Here is a 16,798-nt window from a genome sequence, read left to right on the forward strand (position 1 = left end):
AGCGTTCAGATCCGGGATCTGTCCCGGATCTCAGCCGGGGGTTTGTGTTTTTCCGGCAAAAGCGGTTTGCTTTCCGACGTAGTGCAGTACTGCATATAACAAGGGGACGACGAAACAGCGACCTCGGTCGTGGGGGGTCGGCCCTTCAGATATCGATGAAAGGAAATCCGGTGGCACAGAAGGTTCAGGTCCTTCTTGTCGATGACCTCGACGGTGGCGAGGCGGACGAGACCGTGACGTTCGCCCTCGACGGCAAGTCCTACGAGATCGACCTCACCACCGCGAACGCGGACAAGCTCCGTAGCGCCCTTGAGGACTTCGTCAAGGCCGGCCGGCGCACCGGCGGCCGTGCCGCGGGCGGCCGGGGCAAGGCGCGCGCCACGTCCGGTGGCAACCAGGACACCGCGCAGATCCGCGCGTGGGCGAAGGAGAACGGGCACGAGGTCAACGACCGCGGCCGCGTCCCCCAGGCGATCCGCGAGGCCTACGAGAAGGCCAACGGCTGAGCCGTCGACGCGGTCGATGCGCGGCGCAGCCGGGCCCGGTGGCACTGAGTCGCCGCCGTGTCCACGAGTCGTACGAGATCGGGGGCGCCCCCACCGCCCCCCACGACCGACCAGGTCGAGACGGCCGTCAGGCTCGTCAGAGCCGGCAGCACCGGTTCCACCTCACGCCCGGGCTCGGGGGGCCGCACCCACACCGCGGCCTCCTGTGAGCCGGACCAGCCCGGAGGCGTCGGCGCCTCGATGAAGGCGCCCGCTCCGAGGGCGACGAGGTCCAGGGGGAGCGACCCCCACTCCAGCCAGTCGAGCAGCCCCGGCAGTTCGTCCGCGCTGCCCGCGGCCACCAGCAGCTGCATCGTCTCCCCGCGCACGGCCACCGGCGAGCGCGGGTCGAGCCTGCGCAGCATCGCGAATCCCGCTTCGGCCGGCAGCTCCAGCACGTCGAAGCGCAGCCCCGTGTGCAGCCGCACGCCGTCGGGCCCCGTCGTGGCGGCCCAGCCGAGCTCGTCCTCGTACCACCGCCGGATCCGGGAACCGGCCGGGTCCAGGGGGCGGCGGGGCGTGGGGACGGTGGTGCCGGAGCCGGCGGCAGCGAAGGGGGCGACCATGCCCGGAGCAACCGCGCGGAGCCCTCTCGGGTTACGCGGTGTGGTTGCCTGAACGCGTACCGTGTCCGGAATGGGGGCGTACGGGGGTGTTCGGTGGCGTAAGGATGTTCGCCCGTAGCGGAGGGAACCGGCGCGCGCCGCATGGAGTGTCAGTCCGTGCGGGTAAGACATCCCTAGTGGGAGGGGCGACACGCTCCGGTCGGGCAGTCCGCGTTCGCCATCGGCGTAGTGGCGGTGTGGGTATCTGCCTGGCCTGCGGGAACATCGTCTCGCACCATCGGGTTGGAGCAGATGTCGGCGTTCGGGGCAGGAGGCCATCGACGGGTGTCGGCAGTTGGAATGAGCGGTCCCCGCTTGCGGGACTAAGCTGCGGAAGGACAGGGAGGGGACAGCCCCCTTACTGCCTGACCGCTCTGAGGAGCGATTAACGATGTTCGAGAGGTTCACCGACCGCGCGCGGCGGGTTGTCGTCCTGGCTCAGGAAGAAGCCCGGATGCTCAACCACAACTACATCGGCACCGAGCACATCCTCCTGGGCTTGATCCACGAGGGCGAGGGTGTCGCCGCTAAGGCCCTGGAGAGCCTCGGGATTTCGCTCGAGGCGGTCCGCCAGCAGGTGGAGGAGATCATCGGGCAGGGCCAGCAGGCTCCGTCCGGGCACATCCCCTTCACCCCCCGTGCCAAGAAGGTCCTGGAGCTGTCGCTCCGCGAGGCCCTTCAGCTGGGCCACAACTACATCGGCACGGAGCACATCCTGCTCGGCCTGATCCGTGAGGGCGAGGGCGTCGCCGCCCAGGTCCTGGTCAAGCTGGGCGCAGACCTCAACCGGGTGCGGCAGCAGGTCATCCAGCTGCTCTCCGGCTACCAGGGCAAGGAGACCGCCACCGCCGGCGGTCCTGCCGAGGGCACGCCCTCCACGTCCCTGGTGCTCGACCAGTTCGGCCGCAACCTGACGCAGGCCGCTCGTGAGTCCAAGCTCGACCCGGTCATCGGGCGCGAGAAGGAGATCGAGCGCGTGATGCAGGTCCTGTCGCGCCGCACCAAGAACAACCCGGTCCTGATCGGTGAGCCCGGCGTCGGCAAGACCGCCGTCGTCGAGGGCCTCGCCCAGGCCATCGTCAAGGGCGAGGTGCCCGAGACCCTCAAGGACAAGCACCTCTACACCCTCGACCTCGGTGCGCTCGTCGCCGGTTCCCGCTACCGCGGTGACTTCGAGGAGCGGCTGAAGAAGGTCCTCAAGGAGATCCGCACCCGCGGCGACATCATCCTGTTCATCGACGAGCTGCACACGCTCGTGGGTGCGGGTGCCGCCGAGGGCGCCATCGACGCCGCTTCGATCCTGAAGCCGATGCTGGCCCGCGGTGAGCTCCAGACCATCGGTGCGACGACGCTCGACGAGTACCGCAAGCACCTGGAGAAGGACGCGGCCCTCGAGCGCCGCTTCCAGCCGATCCAGGTCGCGGAGCCGTCGCTGCCGCACACGATCGAGATCCTCAAGGGTCTGCGCGACCGCTACGAGGCCCACCACCGTGTCTCGATCACGGACGAGGCCCTCGTGCAGGCGGCCACGCTGGCCGACCGGTACATCTCGGACCGCTTCCTGCCGGACAAGGCGATCGACCTGATCGACGAGGCCGGTTCCCGGATGCGCATCCGCCGGATGACCGCGCCGCCGGACCTCCGCGAGTTCGACGAGAAGATCGCGGGCGTGCGCCGCGACAAGGAGTCGGCCATCGACTCCCAGGACTTCGAGAAGGCAGCGTCTCTCCGTGACAAGGAGAAGCAGCTGCTCGCCGCGAAGGCCAAGCGCGAGAAGGAGTGGAAGGCCGGCGACATGGACGTCGTCGCCGAGGTCGACGGCGAGCTGATCGCCGAGGTCCTCGCGACCGCCACCGGCATCCCGGTCTTCAAGCTGACCGAGGAGGAGTCCTCGCGTCTGCTGCGCATGGAGGACGAGCTCCACAAGCGGGTCATCGGCCAGAAGGACGCCGTCAAGGCGCTCTCGAAGGCGATCCGTCGTACGCGTGCGGGCCTCAAGGACCCGAAGCGTCCCGGTGGTTCGTTCATCTTCGCGGGCCCGTCCGGTGTCGGTAAGACCGAGCTGTCCAAGGCCCTCGCCGAGTTCCTCTTCGGTGACGAGGACGCGCTGATCTCCCTCGACATGTCGGAGTTCAGCGAGAAGCACACGGTCTCGCGTCTCTTCGGTTCGCCCCCCGGCTACGTGGGTTACGAAGAGGGCGGCCAGCTGACCGAGAAGGTGCGGCGCAAGCCGTTCTCGGTGGTCCTCTTCGACGAGGTCGAGAAGGCGCACCCGGACATCTTCAACTCGCTGCTCCAGATCCTGGAGGACGGTCGCCTGACCGACTCCCAGGGCCGCGTCGTGGACTTCAAGAACACGGTCATCATCATGACGACCAACCTTGGAACCCGTGACATCTCGAAGGGCTTCAACCTGGGCTTCGCGGCCACGGGTGACACGAAGACCAACTACGAGCGCATGAAGAACAAGGTGTCGGACGAGCTCAAGCAGCACTTCCGTCCCGAGTTCCTCAACCGTGTCGACGACGTCGTCGTCTTCCCGCAGCTCACGCAGGCCGACATCCTCCAGATCGTCGACCTGATGATCTCGAAGGTGGACGAGCGCCTGAAGGACCGGGACATGGGCATCGAGCTCTCCCAGTCCGCCAAGGAGCTCCTCTCCAAGAAGGGTTACGACCCGGTTCTGGGCGCGCGGCCGCTGCGTCGCACGATCCAGCGCGAGGTCGAGGACACCCTCTCGGAGAAGATCCTCTTCGGCGAGCTGCGTCCGGGCCACATCGTGGTCGTCGACACGGAGGGCGAGGGCGAGAGCAAGACCTTCACCTTCCGCGGCGAGGAGAAGTCGGCGCTGCCCGACGTCCCCCCGATCGAGGACGCGGCGGCGGGCGGCTCGAGTGGGCCGAACCTGAGCAAGGAGGCGTAGCCCGTAGTTCTGGGTGAGCCTGTGAAAGGGGCCGGTGCTGATTCAGCACCGGCCCCTTTCGCGTGCCCGGCGACGGGTCACCGGCGGTGGACCCTCACCTCGGCGTCCGGGAAGAGGCGGGCGTAGGAGGCGTGGTCCTGGGGGGCCTGCCGGCCGGGGTGGATGTCCACCGTGCGCGCGTTCGGGAAGAGCGGTGCGTGGAGGGGGAGGGTGGCGGGGCCGCCGGGGAGGTAGAGGCCGAGGGTCGTGATGCGGGGGAGGGCGGAAAGCGGCCCCGGGGGCAGGATGTCGGCGGCCAGGAAGAGGTCGGTGAGTGCGGGGTGCGCGGCGAGCTCGTCCCAGTCCTCGGGCTCCAGCAGGCCGAGGCCCGCGCTGAGGCTGAGGTAGGTGAGGCCGGTGAGGGCTCCGAGGCCGATGAGACCCGTCTCGGTGATCGCGCCCTGGGTCAGGTAGAGCTGCTGGAGGCGGTCCGAGACCGGCAGGTGGTCGGTGAGCGTGCCGCCGGGCAGGGCGTGGCCGATCGTCAGGGACCTCAGCTGCGTCAGTGCCGGCAGTCCCTGCGCCAGCGGCTGCTGGGGGATGCCGAGGTGGCCCAGGGGGAGGCCGGCGAGCGGGGTCAGGTCCGTGAGGTGGTGGCAGCGGGTGAGGGACAGCGAGCGCAGCGCGGGCAGGTCGCGGACCGGCAGCAGGTCGCGTACGTCCGGGTTGTCGGCCAGGGCGAGGGCCGCGAGCCGCGCGGGGTCGGTGCCGGCCACGATGTCGTCCCAGGTGTACGGCCCCGTCAGGTCGAGCCGGGTCCAGGGCGCCATGGTGCGGGCCGCGGCCCACTGCTCCCGGTTCCGGACGGACAGGTCGAGCCGGTCGCGGTCGAGGTGGGCGAGGACCTCGTCGGCGTACTCCTGCGGGTCGAACCGGTGCCAGGTGCCGACCAGTTGGCGGCGGACCATGAGGGACGGATGGCCGCGGAACTTCTTCAGCACGGGGAGTGCGCCCTCGCCGCCGAGCCGGGACGCCGTCACCGTCACCGCGTGCGCCTCCTCCTCCGACAGGCCCTCGGGGCCCGGCAGGAGTTCGAGGACCAGGGGGCCGGCCTGGGCCAGTTGTTCCGCCTCCGTCACCGAGCGCGGCGGGATCAGGGCCGCCGCCCTGGCCCGTACCTCCTCGACGACCTCCTGGTCGACGGATGTCGCGTCCTGGAGGCAGGCGAGTGCGAGGAGCGTCAGGCGGGGGACGGCCGGGGACAGCAGGCCGCGCAGCAGGCGGGCGCGTTCGCGCGTGCGGGCGTGGGCGACCGCCATGCGCAGGACGTCCTCCCACTGGGTGTCGTCGGCGTGGCCGAGGAGCACGTCGAGGTGGCCCTCCTCGACGGCGTACCGGGCGGCGAGGTGGTCGAGGAACGTGCGGTGCGCGAAGTCGATGGTGCCGGGCGCCGGACTGCGCAGGACGCCGCTGCGCAGCAGGAGGTGGCGCAGGATCGCGGGCGCGTCGCCCTGGGCGGCAGCGGCGGGCACGGACGGCAGGGCGCGTTCGAGGAGCGCGAGTGCGGTCTCCTCGTCCATCTCGGTGCGGCCCGCGAGGACGAGGGAGTAGGCGAGGCGCTGGAGGAGTTCCAGCTGGTCCTCGGTCTCCAGGTCGATGCCGTCGAGCCCGCTCATGCCGCGCTGCCGGTCCCGCTCGGTGAGGATCAGCTGGAGCGCGGCGTCGTACAGGGCCTTGCGGCGCGGCGGGAGATAGCCGCGGCGGGCCCGGTGCAGGGCGCAGATCAGGCCGCACATCAGGGGGTTGGTGGCGAGCCGGGCGAGGTCGGGTTTGGTGCGCAGCGCGTCGAGGAGCGGCTCCTCGTGCTCGGGGGCGTCGGCGGCGGCGTGCCAGCACCGGACGAAGGACGTGACGCGGGGGCGGTCCATCGGGGCGAGCGCGAGGTCGGCGAAGCCGTCGGCGGCGAGCCAGTCGGGGCGCACGGCGGTGGGGCGGGCGGTGAGCAGCCACCGGTTGCCGGGGTAACCGCGGACCAGGGCGAGCAGCCAGTCGCGGACCCGGGCGCGGTCGGCGGCGGGTACCTCGTCGAGGCCGTCGACCAGGACGAGGGCGCGGCCGTCGGCGAGGACGCGCTCGGCCCAGCCGTCGGGCGGCGTGTGCGGGCAGTCGGTCGCGGTCAGGAATTCGCCGGGGGCGGGCAGCCGGGCGGCGCGGATCAGGGTGCGCAGCGGAAGGACGTAGGGCAGCCGGTCCTGCGTCGTGAGCGCCAGCCACTGGATCAGGGTGCTCTTGCCGGAGCCGGCCGCGCCGCGCAGCAGGACGCGCGCATGCCGTACGAGGACGTCCTCGGCGGGCAGCCGGACGGCGGCGGGGGTGCCGTCGCCGCCGAGGTCGGGCGCCTCGTCGTGGGTGGTCTCCAGGCCGAGGTAGGCGACGTCGAGGGGCCAGGTGTCGGCGGTGTCGCGGACGTCGAGGCCGAAGATCGTCAGGCGGTTGTGGCGTGCGGCCAGATAACGCCGGTAGCGCTCCTCGAAGGCGTGGTCCCCGGCCGGGCGGTCGTCGCGGGCGAGCAGGGCGTCGAGCTTGGCGAGCGTCTCGGCCTGGCCGCGGCTCTGCTCGACGAGCGTGCGTGCCACGAAGGTCGACCGCTGGGTGAAGAAGTGCACCAGGTGCAGGCAGGCCCATTCGGTGAGCGAGTCGAGGAAGTACGAGGCGTCGGCGGACAGCTCCGGGTCGGGGGCTTCGCGGCGCAGGGCGCGGGCCAGTTCGCGGTGGCCGAGACGGACCGCCTGTACGTCGTCCATGCCCAGGTCGCCGAGGGCGGACAGGGTGCGGGCCAGGGCGTGGGTGACCGCCTCCGTCTCCTCGTACGGGAAGGGGGGTTCGCCGGGTCCCTCCACGGCCGCGGCGACGAGCTTGCGGGCCAGCCGGGTGACGTCCGCATCGGTGAGCGTGCGCTTCTCCCCCCGGAACGACACCAGCCCCGACAGCCGTACGGGCCTGTCGACGAGGCCCGCTCCCGGGGCGTCCTGGACGAGGAGTCTGCGGAGGGCGGAGACGAGGACGGTCGAGGCGAGGCGGGTGCCGAGGACTGCGGGATCCATGGCCCGGGAGCGTAGCCCGGGTCACATCCGCGCGGGGTTGGATCTTGCCGACCGGTGACATGCCGCACAGGCGATTTGTCCGGTACTAGGGGAAATAGTGGACACGGGGGTGCGGCGGGCGGTCGTTACGCGGTTGACGGGTTCTGGTGATTTGTCCGATTCGAAGGATCGGGCGGGGTGGGAGGCGTGTGCGGCCTGGGGGCGCGTCCGTGAAGTGGGGTTAAACGCGGGATCGGGGGATAAATCCGGCAGACCGGCGAGCGGCGGGTCGGGGTGTCAAGCGACTTGCGTCCCGTCGGGGCGGTACGAGGCGGCGTAGTAGATCGGGCTTTTGGGGCGGGGCGGGGCGGGGGGTTACCAAGGGATGGCCCACCCGGCAGCACGAGGACGTGTGCCGGGTTCCTTCATGCCCGTCCGGTTCGTCCGGTCCGCTCGGTCCGCTCGGTCCGCCGGCGGGTGGCAGGGCCCGAATGTCCCCGAAGCTCGAAGAGGTCTCCCGTATGTCGAAGCGCACCACGCCCCAGAACCCCGGTACGTCGAAGCTCCGCAAGCGTGCCGCCGTCATGGCCGCAGGGTTCGGAGTCTCCGCCGTCCTGGGTACCGGGGCCGCGTTCGCCGCCGACACCGCTCAGGCCGGCGCTCTGCCGGGTGTCGCCGCCGCGTCCCTCGACGCCCAGGCCACCGCGCAGGCCAAGGCCGCCTCCTCCGCGAAGCAGGCCGCCGCCAAGAAGGCCTCCTCGTGGGTCGACCCGGTCACGCGCTACACGCTCTCCGCCGGTTACGCGCAGGGCGGCAGCATGTGGTCCACCGGCAAGCACTCCGGCCAGGACTTCGCCGTGCCGGTCGGCACCAACGTCATGGCCGTGCATGGCGGCACCGTCGTCAAGACCGGCCCGAACGGCGCCGGTGACGGACCCGCGTACGGCAACGCCGTCGTGATCAAGCACGGCGACGGCACGTACTCGCAGTACGCGCACCTGTCGCGGATCGACGTCAGGGTCGGCCAGACGGTGAGCACGGGCCAGCACATCGCGCTGTCCGGCAACACCGGCAACTCCAGCGGCCCGCACCTGCACTTCGAGATCCGTACGACCGCGAACTACGGCTCGGCCGTGAACCCCGTCGCCTTCCTGAAGGCGCAGGGCGTCAGGGTCTGAGCGACGCGCGTACGGCTCAGTGCTTGTGGGCCTGGGTGACCAGGTCCGTGGCGACCTCGAGGATGGCGAGCCGCTTCTCCTCGGGGTCGCCTTCGACGTCCTTGAGGACGAACATCCCGGCGTGCATGGAGAACAGCGCGCTGAAGCAGCGGACCCGGTCGGTGAGTTCGACGTCCTCCGGGACGAGCGTGCTCAGCAGGTCCTTCATGCGGTCCTTGAAGTTCTCGCCGATGCTCAGCTCGCGCATCTGCGCCTGGTTCTCCTGCATGAACCGGAACAGGGGGGCCGCGTCCGCGAGCGCGAGGCTGTAGCGGGTGAGGATCTCGCGCTTGGTCTCCAGGGTCGGCGGCTGCTCCTTCGCCCAGGTGATCAGCGCGTCGATCGGCGTCATCAGGTCGTCGAAGAGGCTGACGACGATGTCTTCCTTGGTCTTGAAGTGGTAGTAGAGCGCGGCCTTGGTCACGTCGAGGCGCTCGGCGATCTCCCGGAGCGACGTCTTCTCGTAGCCTTGCTCGGCGATGAGTTCCAGGGCAACGTCCTGAATGCGCTGGCGGGTGTTCCCGCGGCGCTGCTGCGGCTTGCTGCTGCCCGTGATCATCGACCGCCCCTTGGGAGAAAACTTACTTGACGCCCGGCTAGTTAGAGCTCTACCTTCCCCTATTGTAAGCAACTAGCCGGGCGGCAAGTAAGTCCCGGATTCGACCGGCTCTGGGGGAGTGGGGACCATGGCGCAGACCGCGATACCCGTAGAAGAACAAGAGGCGAAACAGCCTCGCAGCGTGCGCGTCGTGCTGCTGGCGCTGATGATCGCCATGCTGCTCGCGATGCTCGACAACATGATCGTGGGCACCGCGATGCCGACCATCGTCGGCGACCTCGGCGGGCTCGAGCACCTGTCATGGGTGGTCACCGCCTACACGCTCGCGACCGCCGCCTCCACCCCGATCTGGGGCAAGGTCGGCGACATGTACGGGCGCAAGGGCGCCTTCCTCTCCTCCATCGTGATCTTCCTGATCGGCTCCGCGCTCAGCGGCATGGCCCAGGACATGAGCCAGCTGATCGGCTTCCGGGCCGTCCAGGGTCTCGGCGCCGGCGGTCTGATGGTCGGCGTCATGGCGATCATCGGCGACCTGATCCCGCCCCGTGAGCGCGGCAAGTACCAGGGCATGATGGCCGGCGTCATGGCGCTCGCGATGATCGGCGGACCGCTCGTCGGCGGCACCATCACCGACCACCTCGGCTGGCGCTGGGCCTTCTACATCAACCTGCCGATCGGTGTCGTCGCCCTCGTCGCGATCACCGCGGTGCTGCATCTGCCGAAGAAGCGCGCGACGGGCAAGGTCGACTACCTCGGTGCCGCGCTGCTGACCGTCGGCATCACCTCGATCGTCCTCGTCACCACGTGGGGCGGCTCCGAGTACGCCTGGGGCTCCGCCGTGATCATGGAGCTCATCGGGATCGGCGTCGCCGCGCTCGTCGGGTTCGTGTTCTCGCAGACCCGCGCGGCCGAGCCGATCATGCCGCTGCACATCTTCCGCAGCCTCAACTTCACGCTGATGTCGGTCATCGGCTTCATCACCGGCTTCGTGATGTTCGGCGCGGTGCTCTTCCTGCCGCTCTACCAGCAGTCCGTGCAGGGCGCCTCGGCCACCAACTCCGGTCTGCTGCTGCTTCCGATGCTGCTCGCGATGATGGTCGTCTCGCTGGTCGCCGGGCGGGTCACCACCAACACCGGCAAGTACAAGGTCTTCCCCGTCGTCGGCAGCGTGCTGATGGTGGGCGGCCTGTTTCTGCTGGCGCAGATGGACACCGGGACGTCGCGGTTCACGTCCGGCATCTACATGGCGGTGCTCGGCGCCGGTATGGGCTGCCTGATGCAGATCACGATGCTGGTCGCGCAGAACAGCGTCGAGATGAAGGACATGGGCGTCGCCTCGTCGTCCACGACCCTGTTCCGCACGCTCGGTTCGTCGTTCGGTGTCGCCATCATGGGCGCGCTGTTCAACAACAAGGTCCAGGACGTCATGGCCCAGAAGGCGGGCGAGATGGGCGGCAAGGCCACCGAGCAGTCGGCGACGCTGACGGCCGACGCGATGGCGAGCCTGCCGGTGCCGGTCAAGGAGGCGTACCAGTTCGCGGTCTCGTCCGGTACGCACTCGGCGTTCATCCTCGGCTCGATCGTGGCCGTCGGTGCGCTGATCGCCTCGGTCTTCGTGAAGGAGGTCGCGCTGCGGGGTGCGGCGCCGGCTCCCAAGGACGCGGCTTCCAAGGGCGCGGCTTCGCGGGACGCCGGTGAGACGGTGTCCGAGTCCGTCTGAGCGGACCACTCCTGGCCTCCCCCGGCTCGAACGGCCCCGGTGCTCCGGCACCGGGGCCGTCGCCGTGCGCCGGGCCTTCTAGGCAGCGGGCGCGGGCGCCACGGCCAGCCGCCGCCGGTGCCCGGGCACTTCCGCCACCACGGATACGGAGAGCAGTGCGGCCGGGATCGCGAGGGTCGCCGCCACCGGCAGGTGCGGGGCGGCCGCGAGCACGCACAGCACGGCCGCCGCCGTCACCAGACGCACCAGCACGACCTGCTCCCTCACGCCGGTGAAGGATGCCCTGACCAGGGCGGTCGATGTCAGGAACAGGGCCGTGCCGCCCAGGACGCAGGCCGAGAGGGCGGCGTTCAGATGGTCGTGCGGGGCGGCGACCGCGGCGCCGACCGCGCCGCCCGTGACGGCCAGGCCCAGCTGGACCGGCAGATGCCCGAAGACGTAGATGTGCATGAGGCGTCCGCCGGCCGCGATCTCCTCGTGGCCGCCGGGCCGGGTGCCCGAGCCGCTGAAGTACGACCACCAGAGCGCGGCGGCGAGGGCGAACGCGGCCGCCCCCGTGAGCGCCGCCGCCGGGTCGGTGTCGGCCTTGACGATGCCGTTGGTGAAGCCGAGCACGGTCTCGCCGAGGACGATGATCGTGAACAGGCCGAACCGTTCGCGCAGATGCTCCGCGTCGCTCGGGCTGTCGGCGAGGCGGCGCCCGGCGAGCAGCGGCAGGGCCAGTTCCGCCGTCATGGCGACGCCCCAGGCGATGTAGCGGGCGGGGCCGTGGAGGGCGAACGTCGCCGTCAGCCAGATCGCGCCCGTGATCCCGGAGCCGGTGACGAAGGCCCGCATGATGCGGCGCAGACGCGGCTCGTGGCGAAGGTCCCAGGCGTAGAGCGCGCCGACACCGGCCCGCGCGCCCACGTACGAGACGACGAAGCCGATGTCGGCGCCGTGGCTGTGTCCGACGGCGCCCAGGCAGACGGCCATGCCGGCGACCGTGGCGAGGCCCGCCGTGGCGATCAGGCGCTGCGCGGTCTCGTCGCGGTCGGCCCGGTTGGCGCGGACCGCGTACAGCACCCACGTCCACCACAGCGGGACGAACAGCGCGGCGGCCGAGACCACCGAGAGGGTGTCCGGGTGGTGGCCCAGGCGGTGCGTGGCCTGGCCCACCGCCGCGACGAACACCAGGTCGCCGAAGAGCTCGAACCAGGTGGCGCGGCGCGGCAACTCACGTATGGGAGGAGGTTGTTCGGCGGGGTGCGCTGCTGTCATGGGCGCGAGGTTAGCCCCGGAACGCGCGGCTCAGGGGCCTGTCGCGAGGTTCTTCCCGGCGGGACACCCGGCCGTCACTTACGGGCCTGGGGCAGCCGCAGTATCGGGAAGCTCCCGGTGTTCGTCGGGGCGTGCTCGGGCAGCCACAGGACCGCCACCGCGCCTTCCGCGGGGGTGTCCGGGTCGCTGCCCGGCGGTCTCACGTTGCGGAACGTGAGGCGGGCGCCGAGGACTCTGGCCTGGCCGGCGGCGATCGTCAGGCCCAGGCCGTGGCCGTGGCCCGCGCGGTCGGCGGCGCCGGTGCGGAAGCGGCTCGGGCCCTCTTCGAGGAGGTCCTCGGGGAAGCCGGGGCCGTGGTCGCGGATGCGTATGACGCGGCCTTCGACGCTGACCTCGATCGGCGGGCGGGCGTGCTTGGAGGCGTTGGCCAGGAGGTTGAACAGGATGCGCTCCAGGCGGCGCGGGTCGGTGGTCACCTCCGACTCGTGGATCACGTCGACCCGCACACCGTCCGCGGCGCGGGCCGCGATCCGCCGGCCGACGAACTCGCCGAGCATGATGTCCTGCAACTCGGCCCGCTCGGCCGCGCTGTCCAGACGGGCCACTTCGAGCACGTCCTCGACGAGGGTGCGCATCGCCTGCGCCCGGTCCCTGACCAGCTCGCTGGGGCGGCCCGGCGGCAGCAGCTCGGCGGCGGTGAGCAGGCCGGTGACCGGGGTGCGCAGCTCGTGCGCGATGTCGGCGGTGACCCGCCGCTCGGCCTCCAGGCGCTGCTTGAGGGCGTCGGCCATGGCGTCCACGGCCTGGGCCAGATCGTCGGTCTCGTCGCGCACGACACCGCCGATCGCCTCCCGCACCCGTACGTCGGTCCGGCCCTGCGCGACCTCGCGGGCCGCGCTCGCCGCCTTGCGCAGCCGCCGGGAGAGCTGGCCGCCGATGAGCACGCCGAGCGCGCTGCCGCCGAGGACGACGGCGATCGAGCCGATCAGCAGGGCCTGGTCGAGGTCGTCCATGACGGTGGCGCTGCGGTCGGTGAACCGGGTGTGGACCGAGAGCAGGTCGCCGTTGCTGAGCGGGACCGCGGCCCAGATGTCCGGCACCCCGTTCGACGGCTCGGAGACGAACGTGGCGCGGCGTCCGCTGAGCGCCTTGGCCCGCAGGTCGCGCGGCATCGTCGGGTCGTTGACCTTGAAGCCGACCGGCAGGTTCCCGCCGCGGGCCTCGTACTGGCGCTGTACGAACTGGATGCGCTCGTCCTGGACGTCCCGTGCGTTGTCCAGCATCGAGACGCGTGCCGCGTTGTGCACGACGAGGCTGAGCGCGAGGGCGACGAGCGCGCCGACCAGTGCGATGGCGACGCTGATCTTCCAGCGCACCCCGGTGCGCAGGGAGCGCCGCAGCCGCCGGGGCAGCATCCGCCGCAGCGCCCCGCCGCGCGGGCCCGCGGTCCCCCCGGTGCCTTCCGTCCCCGTCCCCCTCATATCCGCTTCCCCATCAGCCTGGTCAGGCCTTCAGTTTGTAGCCGAAGCCACGGACGGTCTCGATGCGGTCCTGGCCGATCTTGGTGCGCAGGCGCTGCACGTGGACGTCGACGACGCGGGTGTCGCCACCCCAGCCGTAGTCCCAGACGCGCTCCAGGAGCTTGTCGCGGGACAGGACAGTGCCGGGCGCCGAGGAGAACTCCAGGAGCAGCCGCATCTCGGTGGGCGTGAGCGCCACCGGGGTGCCGTCCTTGCGCACCTCCATGCCCTCGGTGTCGATCTCCAGGTCGCCGAAGTGCAGCACCGCGCCGCCGGCCCCCGCGGCCTCGCCGGTCGCGCCGGCACCGGCCGCCGACGGTCCGCCCGCGTGTCCGAAGCGGCGCAGCACGGCGCGGATACGGGCCACGAGCACCGCCCCGTCGAACGGCTTCGTCACGTAGTCGTCGGCGCCGGCCTCCAGGCCGAGCACGACGTCGATGGAGTCGGCGCGCGCGGACAGCATGATCACCGGCACCGTCGACTCGTCGCGGATGCGGCGGCACAGCGACACCCCGTCGAGGCCCGGCACCATCACGTCGAGCAGGGCGATGTCCGGCCGGTCCGCCCGGAACGCCTCCAGGCCCTTGAGACCGTCGGGCATCGCGGTCACCACGAAGCCGTCGCGCTCCAGGGCGAGCTGGGTGGCCTCGCGGATGACGTCGTCGTCCTCGACGAACAGGACGTGCGTCTGCTCGCCCTTGCGCTCACCGCCCATGGCGCTCATGTGGTCTCCCATCCGCTCTGCGTGCTCTTCGCGCTCTCAGCCGTCGTCCGACGGGACCGGTGAGGCCCCGTCCACCGCGTGGCTGTAGTCGTTGTGCGTCCGGCTCTCCTGGACGAAGTGGTCCCCGCTCCACCGGTACGTGAGGATCTCCTCGCCCGACGGAGAGGCGACCGAGTCGCCCTTGTCGTACACCTGCTTGGTGACCACCAGATCACCCCGGTCTATCTCCGCGTAGACCGGGGGTTCCTCGGCCTGGAAGACATTCTGGTACGTACCGCCCTCGTCGCGATACACGTACGTCCCGATGCCCACGGCGTCACCGCAGGTCATCACGTTGACCACGACGTCGGTTGCGGCGGCGCCAGTCAGGTTGCCGTAGCTCACGTCGACCGGGTACTCGTCGGCCACGCAGGGCTTCAGGTCACGCTTGATGTCGGTGCTGACCTTCGGGTCGGCCTTCACCAGACGCACGGCGTTCACCGCCGAGGGCGACGGGGAGGGGGACGTGGAGGGGGCGGGGCTCGCGGTGGCGGCCGGCGCGGTCGAGCCGACCGGGTCGGTGCGGGCCGGGCCCTCGTCACGGGCCCCGGTGCCGCCCGCCGAGCAGGCGGCGAGAGCGCCGACGAAAAGCCCGAGGGCGGCGAGCCCGGCGATCACCGAACTCCCCGCCTTCACCACACCCAGGACCCTGCGGACCCCGGCGCGGATCCTCAAGGTCCCAGAGGCACGTAGGCCTAGGCCGCGCAACGCTCCCGCTCCTCACGTTCGAGCGCGCGGGACACCAGCTCTTCGCGGTCTCGGCTCTCCAGCTCCTCGCGGAGCCGGGCGAGCGCCCGGTGCAGCGTGCTCTTCACGGTTCCGGCCGACATTCCGAGCGCGGCGGCCGTCTCCTCTGTGGACATCTGCTCCCAGTGTCGCAGCACCACGACGCTGCGCTGCTTCGGTGCCAGGACCTTCATGACGTCCATCAGAAGCGCACGGTCCGCGTGCTGCTCGGTCGAGTCGTCCACGAGCGACTCGGGGAGCTGCTCGGTGGGGACCTCTTCCAGCTTGCGGGCGCGCCACCACTCCGTCCGCGTGTTGATCATGACGCGGCGCAGGTAGGCGTCGGCGAGGCGCTTGTCCGCTATGCCGTCCCAGCGCCCGTACGTGCGCACGAGCGCGGTCTGCAACAGGTCCTGCGCGTCGACCGGGTCCGGCACCAGGCGCCGGGCGCTGCGCAGCAGAGCGTCCTGCCGCGTCCTGACGTACTCCTCGAACTCGAGCACCTCACCGCCGTGCGCCATGATCAACCGCCTCCCGATCCTTGCCTGTTCCCCGTGTGCCGCACTGGTCGTGTGCGGTACGAGAAAGAAGCTACGGAGGCCGTGTCACGGCGTTGTCCGTTCCAGCCTGCGACGAACGCACGGCTGTCCGTCGGTTGTGTAACGGACCGGGACGGCCCGTCAAGGGATCGGCCGGTTCAGCTCGTCGGCAGCCGGTAGAGACCACCCGGCAGCGGCTCCACCAGACCGTCGCTGACCAGCCCGTCCAGGGCCCTGGCCCGCTGCACCGGCTCGTCCCAGACCCGGTCGAGCACCGCCTGCGGCACCGGATCGGCCGCTTCGCGCAGTACGGCGAGGAGCTTCCCGCGCACCTGACGGTCGGTCCCCGCGTACGTCTGCCCGCGGCGCGCCGGACCCTCGTGCGCGGGCTTGCCCGCGAGCCGCCACGCGCACATCGCCGCGATCGGACAGCGGTGGCAGTCCTCGTTCTTCGCGGTGCACACGAGCGCGCCCAACTCCATCGAGGCGGCGGCCCACTTGGCGGCGGTCTCGTCCTCCTCCGGCAGCAGGGCCCGCGCCAGCTTCCGCTCGGCGGCGGTCGTCGCGTTCGGCGGGTACTGCACGCCCGCGACGGCCCGGGCGAAGACCCGCCGTACGTTCGTGTCGAGCACCGCGTGCCGTTGCCCGTACGCGAACGAGGCGACGGCGGCGGCCGTGTACTCGCCGATCCCCGGCAGGGCGAGCAGCTGCGCGTGTCCGGTGGGCACGTCGCCGCCGTGCCGTTCCGTTATGGCGACGGCCGCGCCGTGCAGCCGCAGCGCGCGCCGCGGATACCCGAGCCGCCCCCAGGCGCGCACGGCCTCACCGGGCGCCTCCTTGGCGAGGTCGGCAGGGCGCGGCCAGCGCGCGAGCCACTGCTCGTAGACGGGCAGCACCCGGTTCACCGGCGTCTGCTGCAACATGAACTCGCTGACCATCACGCCCCACGGGCCCGCCTCGGGGCGGCGCCAGGGCAGGTCGCGGGCGTGCTCGGCGAACCAGTCGATGACGGGTGCGTGAAGATCGGGATGCGTGGGGGTCTTCGTGGGCGCAGTCATGGCACTCCCGATCCTGCCACGGACGGAGCCCCGCGCGCGGGACCCCCTGACAGGCTCGGGGGCGTCCCACCCCTGACGATCGGCAGAGGTGGAAGCGGGGACCGCGCTTGTACCGTCGATGGAGTGGAACTCCGACGCCGAACCGCCCTAGGCGGGTCGGTGGAGGTAGGGGCACATCCCCACGCCGCCCGGCACGCACGCTCGCCGCACCGGTCAAACGCCCGAGTAGCTCCGCTACTAGGACCTTCGCCCGGCACGCCGATCGCACGCACCGAACGACGCGGGAACGCACCCCTACCTC

13 protein-coding genes are annotated in these 16,798 nt (G+C 71.1%); 4 read left to right on the forward strand and 9 right to left on the reverse strand.

Features of this window, described 5'->3' with window-relative positions; all coding sequences use genetic code 11:
- Nucleotides 1-170 precede the first annotated feature (170 nt).
- Nucleotides 171-506 (forward strand): Lsr2 family protein, encoded by a 336-nt coding sequence (locus AB0L37_RS25240; RefSeq protein WP_365509628.1) that lies wholly within the window; start codon nucleotides 171-173, stop codon nucleotides 504-506.
- On the opposite strand, the gene AB0L37_RS25245 is transcribed toward AB0L37_RS25240, so the two are convergent.
- The gene (locus tag AB0L37_RS25245; protein WP_365509631.1) at nucleotides 485-1,111 is read right to left on the reverse strand and encodes an SCO3374 family protein; all 627 of its coding nucleotides are present in this window, start codon (nucleotides 1,109-1,111) and stop codon (nucleotides 485-487) included. The two genes, AB0L37_RS25240 and AB0L37_RS25245, sit on opposite strands and share 22 nt — an antisense overlap.
- Before the next feature lie 430 nt (nucleotides 1,112-1,541).
- Here AB0L37_RS25245 and AB0L37_RS25250 point away from each other — a divergent pair, with 430 nt between their 5' ends.
- Nucleotides 1,542-4,073 carry an ATP-dependent Clp protease ATP-binding subunit gene (locus AB0L37_RS25250; RefSeq protein WP_365509634.1) on the forward strand — a complete coding sequence of 844 codons (2,532 nt, stop codon included), beginning with the start codon at nucleotides 1,542-1,544 and terminating at the stop codon, nucleotides 4,071-4,073.
- Between the two features lie 77 nt (nucleotides 4,074-4,150).
- On the opposite strand, the gene AB0L37_RS25255 is transcribed toward AB0L37_RS25250, so the two are convergent.
- Nucleotides 4,151-7,156, reverse strand: coding sequence for an NACHT domain-containing protein (locus AB0L37_RS25255; RefSeq protein WP_365509637.1), 3,006 nt, complete (start codon nucleotides 7,154-7,156; stop codon nucleotides 4,151-4,153).
- Nucleotides 7,157-7,656: 500 nt separating this feature from the next.
- Between AB0L37_RS25255 and AB0L37_RS25260 the strand changes: the two genes are divergently transcribed.
- Nucleotides 7,657-8,313, forward strand: coding sequence for a M23 family metallopeptidase (locus tag AB0L37_RS25260; protein ID WP_365509724.1), 657 nt, complete (start codon nucleotides 7,657-7,659; stop codon nucleotides 8,311-8,313).
- 16 nt (nucleotides 8,314-8,329) lie between these two features.
- Here the strand turns inward: AB0L37_RS25260 and AB0L37_RS25265 are convergent, their stop codons facing one another.
- On the reverse strand, nucleotides 8,330-8,911 hold the full coding sequence (locus tag AB0L37_RS25265) for a helix-turn-helix domain-containing protein (RefSeq protein WP_365509640.1): 582 nt from the start codon (nucleotides 8,909-8,911) through the stop codon (nucleotides 8,330-8,332).
- A gap of 127 nt (nucleotides 8,912-9,038) precedes the next feature.
- Here AB0L37_RS25265 and AB0L37_RS25270 point away from each other — a divergent pair, with 127 nt between their 5' ends.
- The gene (locus tag AB0L37_RS25270) at nucleotides 9,039-10,631 is read left to right on the forward strand and encodes an MDR family MFS transporter (RefSeq protein WP_365509643.1); all 1,593 of its coding nucleotides are present in this window, start codon (nucleotides 9,039-9,041) and stop codon (nucleotides 10,629-10,631) included.
- A 78-nt stretch (nucleotides 10,632-10,709) separates the two neighbouring features.
- Here the strand turns inward: AB0L37_RS25270 and AB0L37_RS25275 are convergent, their stop codons facing one another.
- The 6 genes from AB0L37_RS25275 to AB0L37_RS25300 all read right to left on the reverse strand — a co-directional run bounded on the left by AB0L37_RS25275 (nucleotide 10,710) and on the right by AB0L37_RS25300 (nucleotide 16,497).
- Nucleotides 10,710-11,891, reverse strand: coding sequence for a low temperature requirement protein A (locus tag AB0L37_RS25275; protein ID WP_365509646.1), 1,182 nt, complete (start codon nucleotides 11,889-11,891; stop codon nucleotides 10,710-10,712).
- 74 nt (nucleotides 11,892-11,965) lie between these two features.
- The gene (cseC, locus tag AB0L37_RS25280) at nucleotides 11,966-13,306 is read right to left on the reverse strand and encodes a two-component system sensor histidine kinase CseC (protein ID WP_365509726.1); all 1,341 of its coding nucleotides are present in this window, start codon (nucleotides 13,304-13,306) and stop codon (nucleotides 11,966-11,968) included.
- A gap of 88 nt (nucleotides 13,307-13,394) precedes the next feature.
- On the reverse strand, nucleotides 13,395-14,126 hold the full coding sequence (gene cseB, locus AB0L37_RS25285; RefSeq protein ID WP_365509729.1) for a two-component system response regulator CseB: 732 nt from the start codon (nucleotides 14,124-14,126) through the stop codon (nucleotides 13,395-13,397).
- A 45-nt stretch (nucleotides 14,127-14,171) separates the two neighbouring features.
- Nucleotides 14,172-14,849, reverse strand: a complete 678-nt coding sequence (locus tag AB0L37_RS25290; protein ID WP_365509649.1) for a hypothetical protein — start codon at nucleotides 14,847-14,849, stop codon at nucleotides 14,172-14,174.
- Nucleotides 14,850-14,869: 20 nt separating this feature from the next.
- On the reverse strand, nucleotides 14,870-15,421 hold the full coding sequence (locus AB0L37_RS25295) for a SigE family RNA polymerase sigma factor (protein WP_338698993.1): 552 nt from the start codon (nucleotides 15,419-15,421) through the stop codon (nucleotides 14,870-14,872).
- Between the two features lie 176 nt (nucleotides 15,422-15,597).
- On the reverse strand, nucleotides 15,598-16,497 hold the full coding sequence (locus AB0L37_RS25300; RefSeq protein ID WP_365509652.1) for an A/G-specific adenine glycosylase: 900 nt from the start codon (nucleotides 16,495-16,497) through the stop codon (nucleotides 15,598-15,600).
- Between the last annotated feature and the right edge of the window lie 301 nt (nucleotides 16,498-16,798).

The organism is Streptomyces sp. NPDC052225 (assembly GCF_040679615.1).
Lineage (GTDB): Bacteria > Actinomycetota > Actinomycetes > Streptomycetales > Streptomycetaceae > Streptomyces.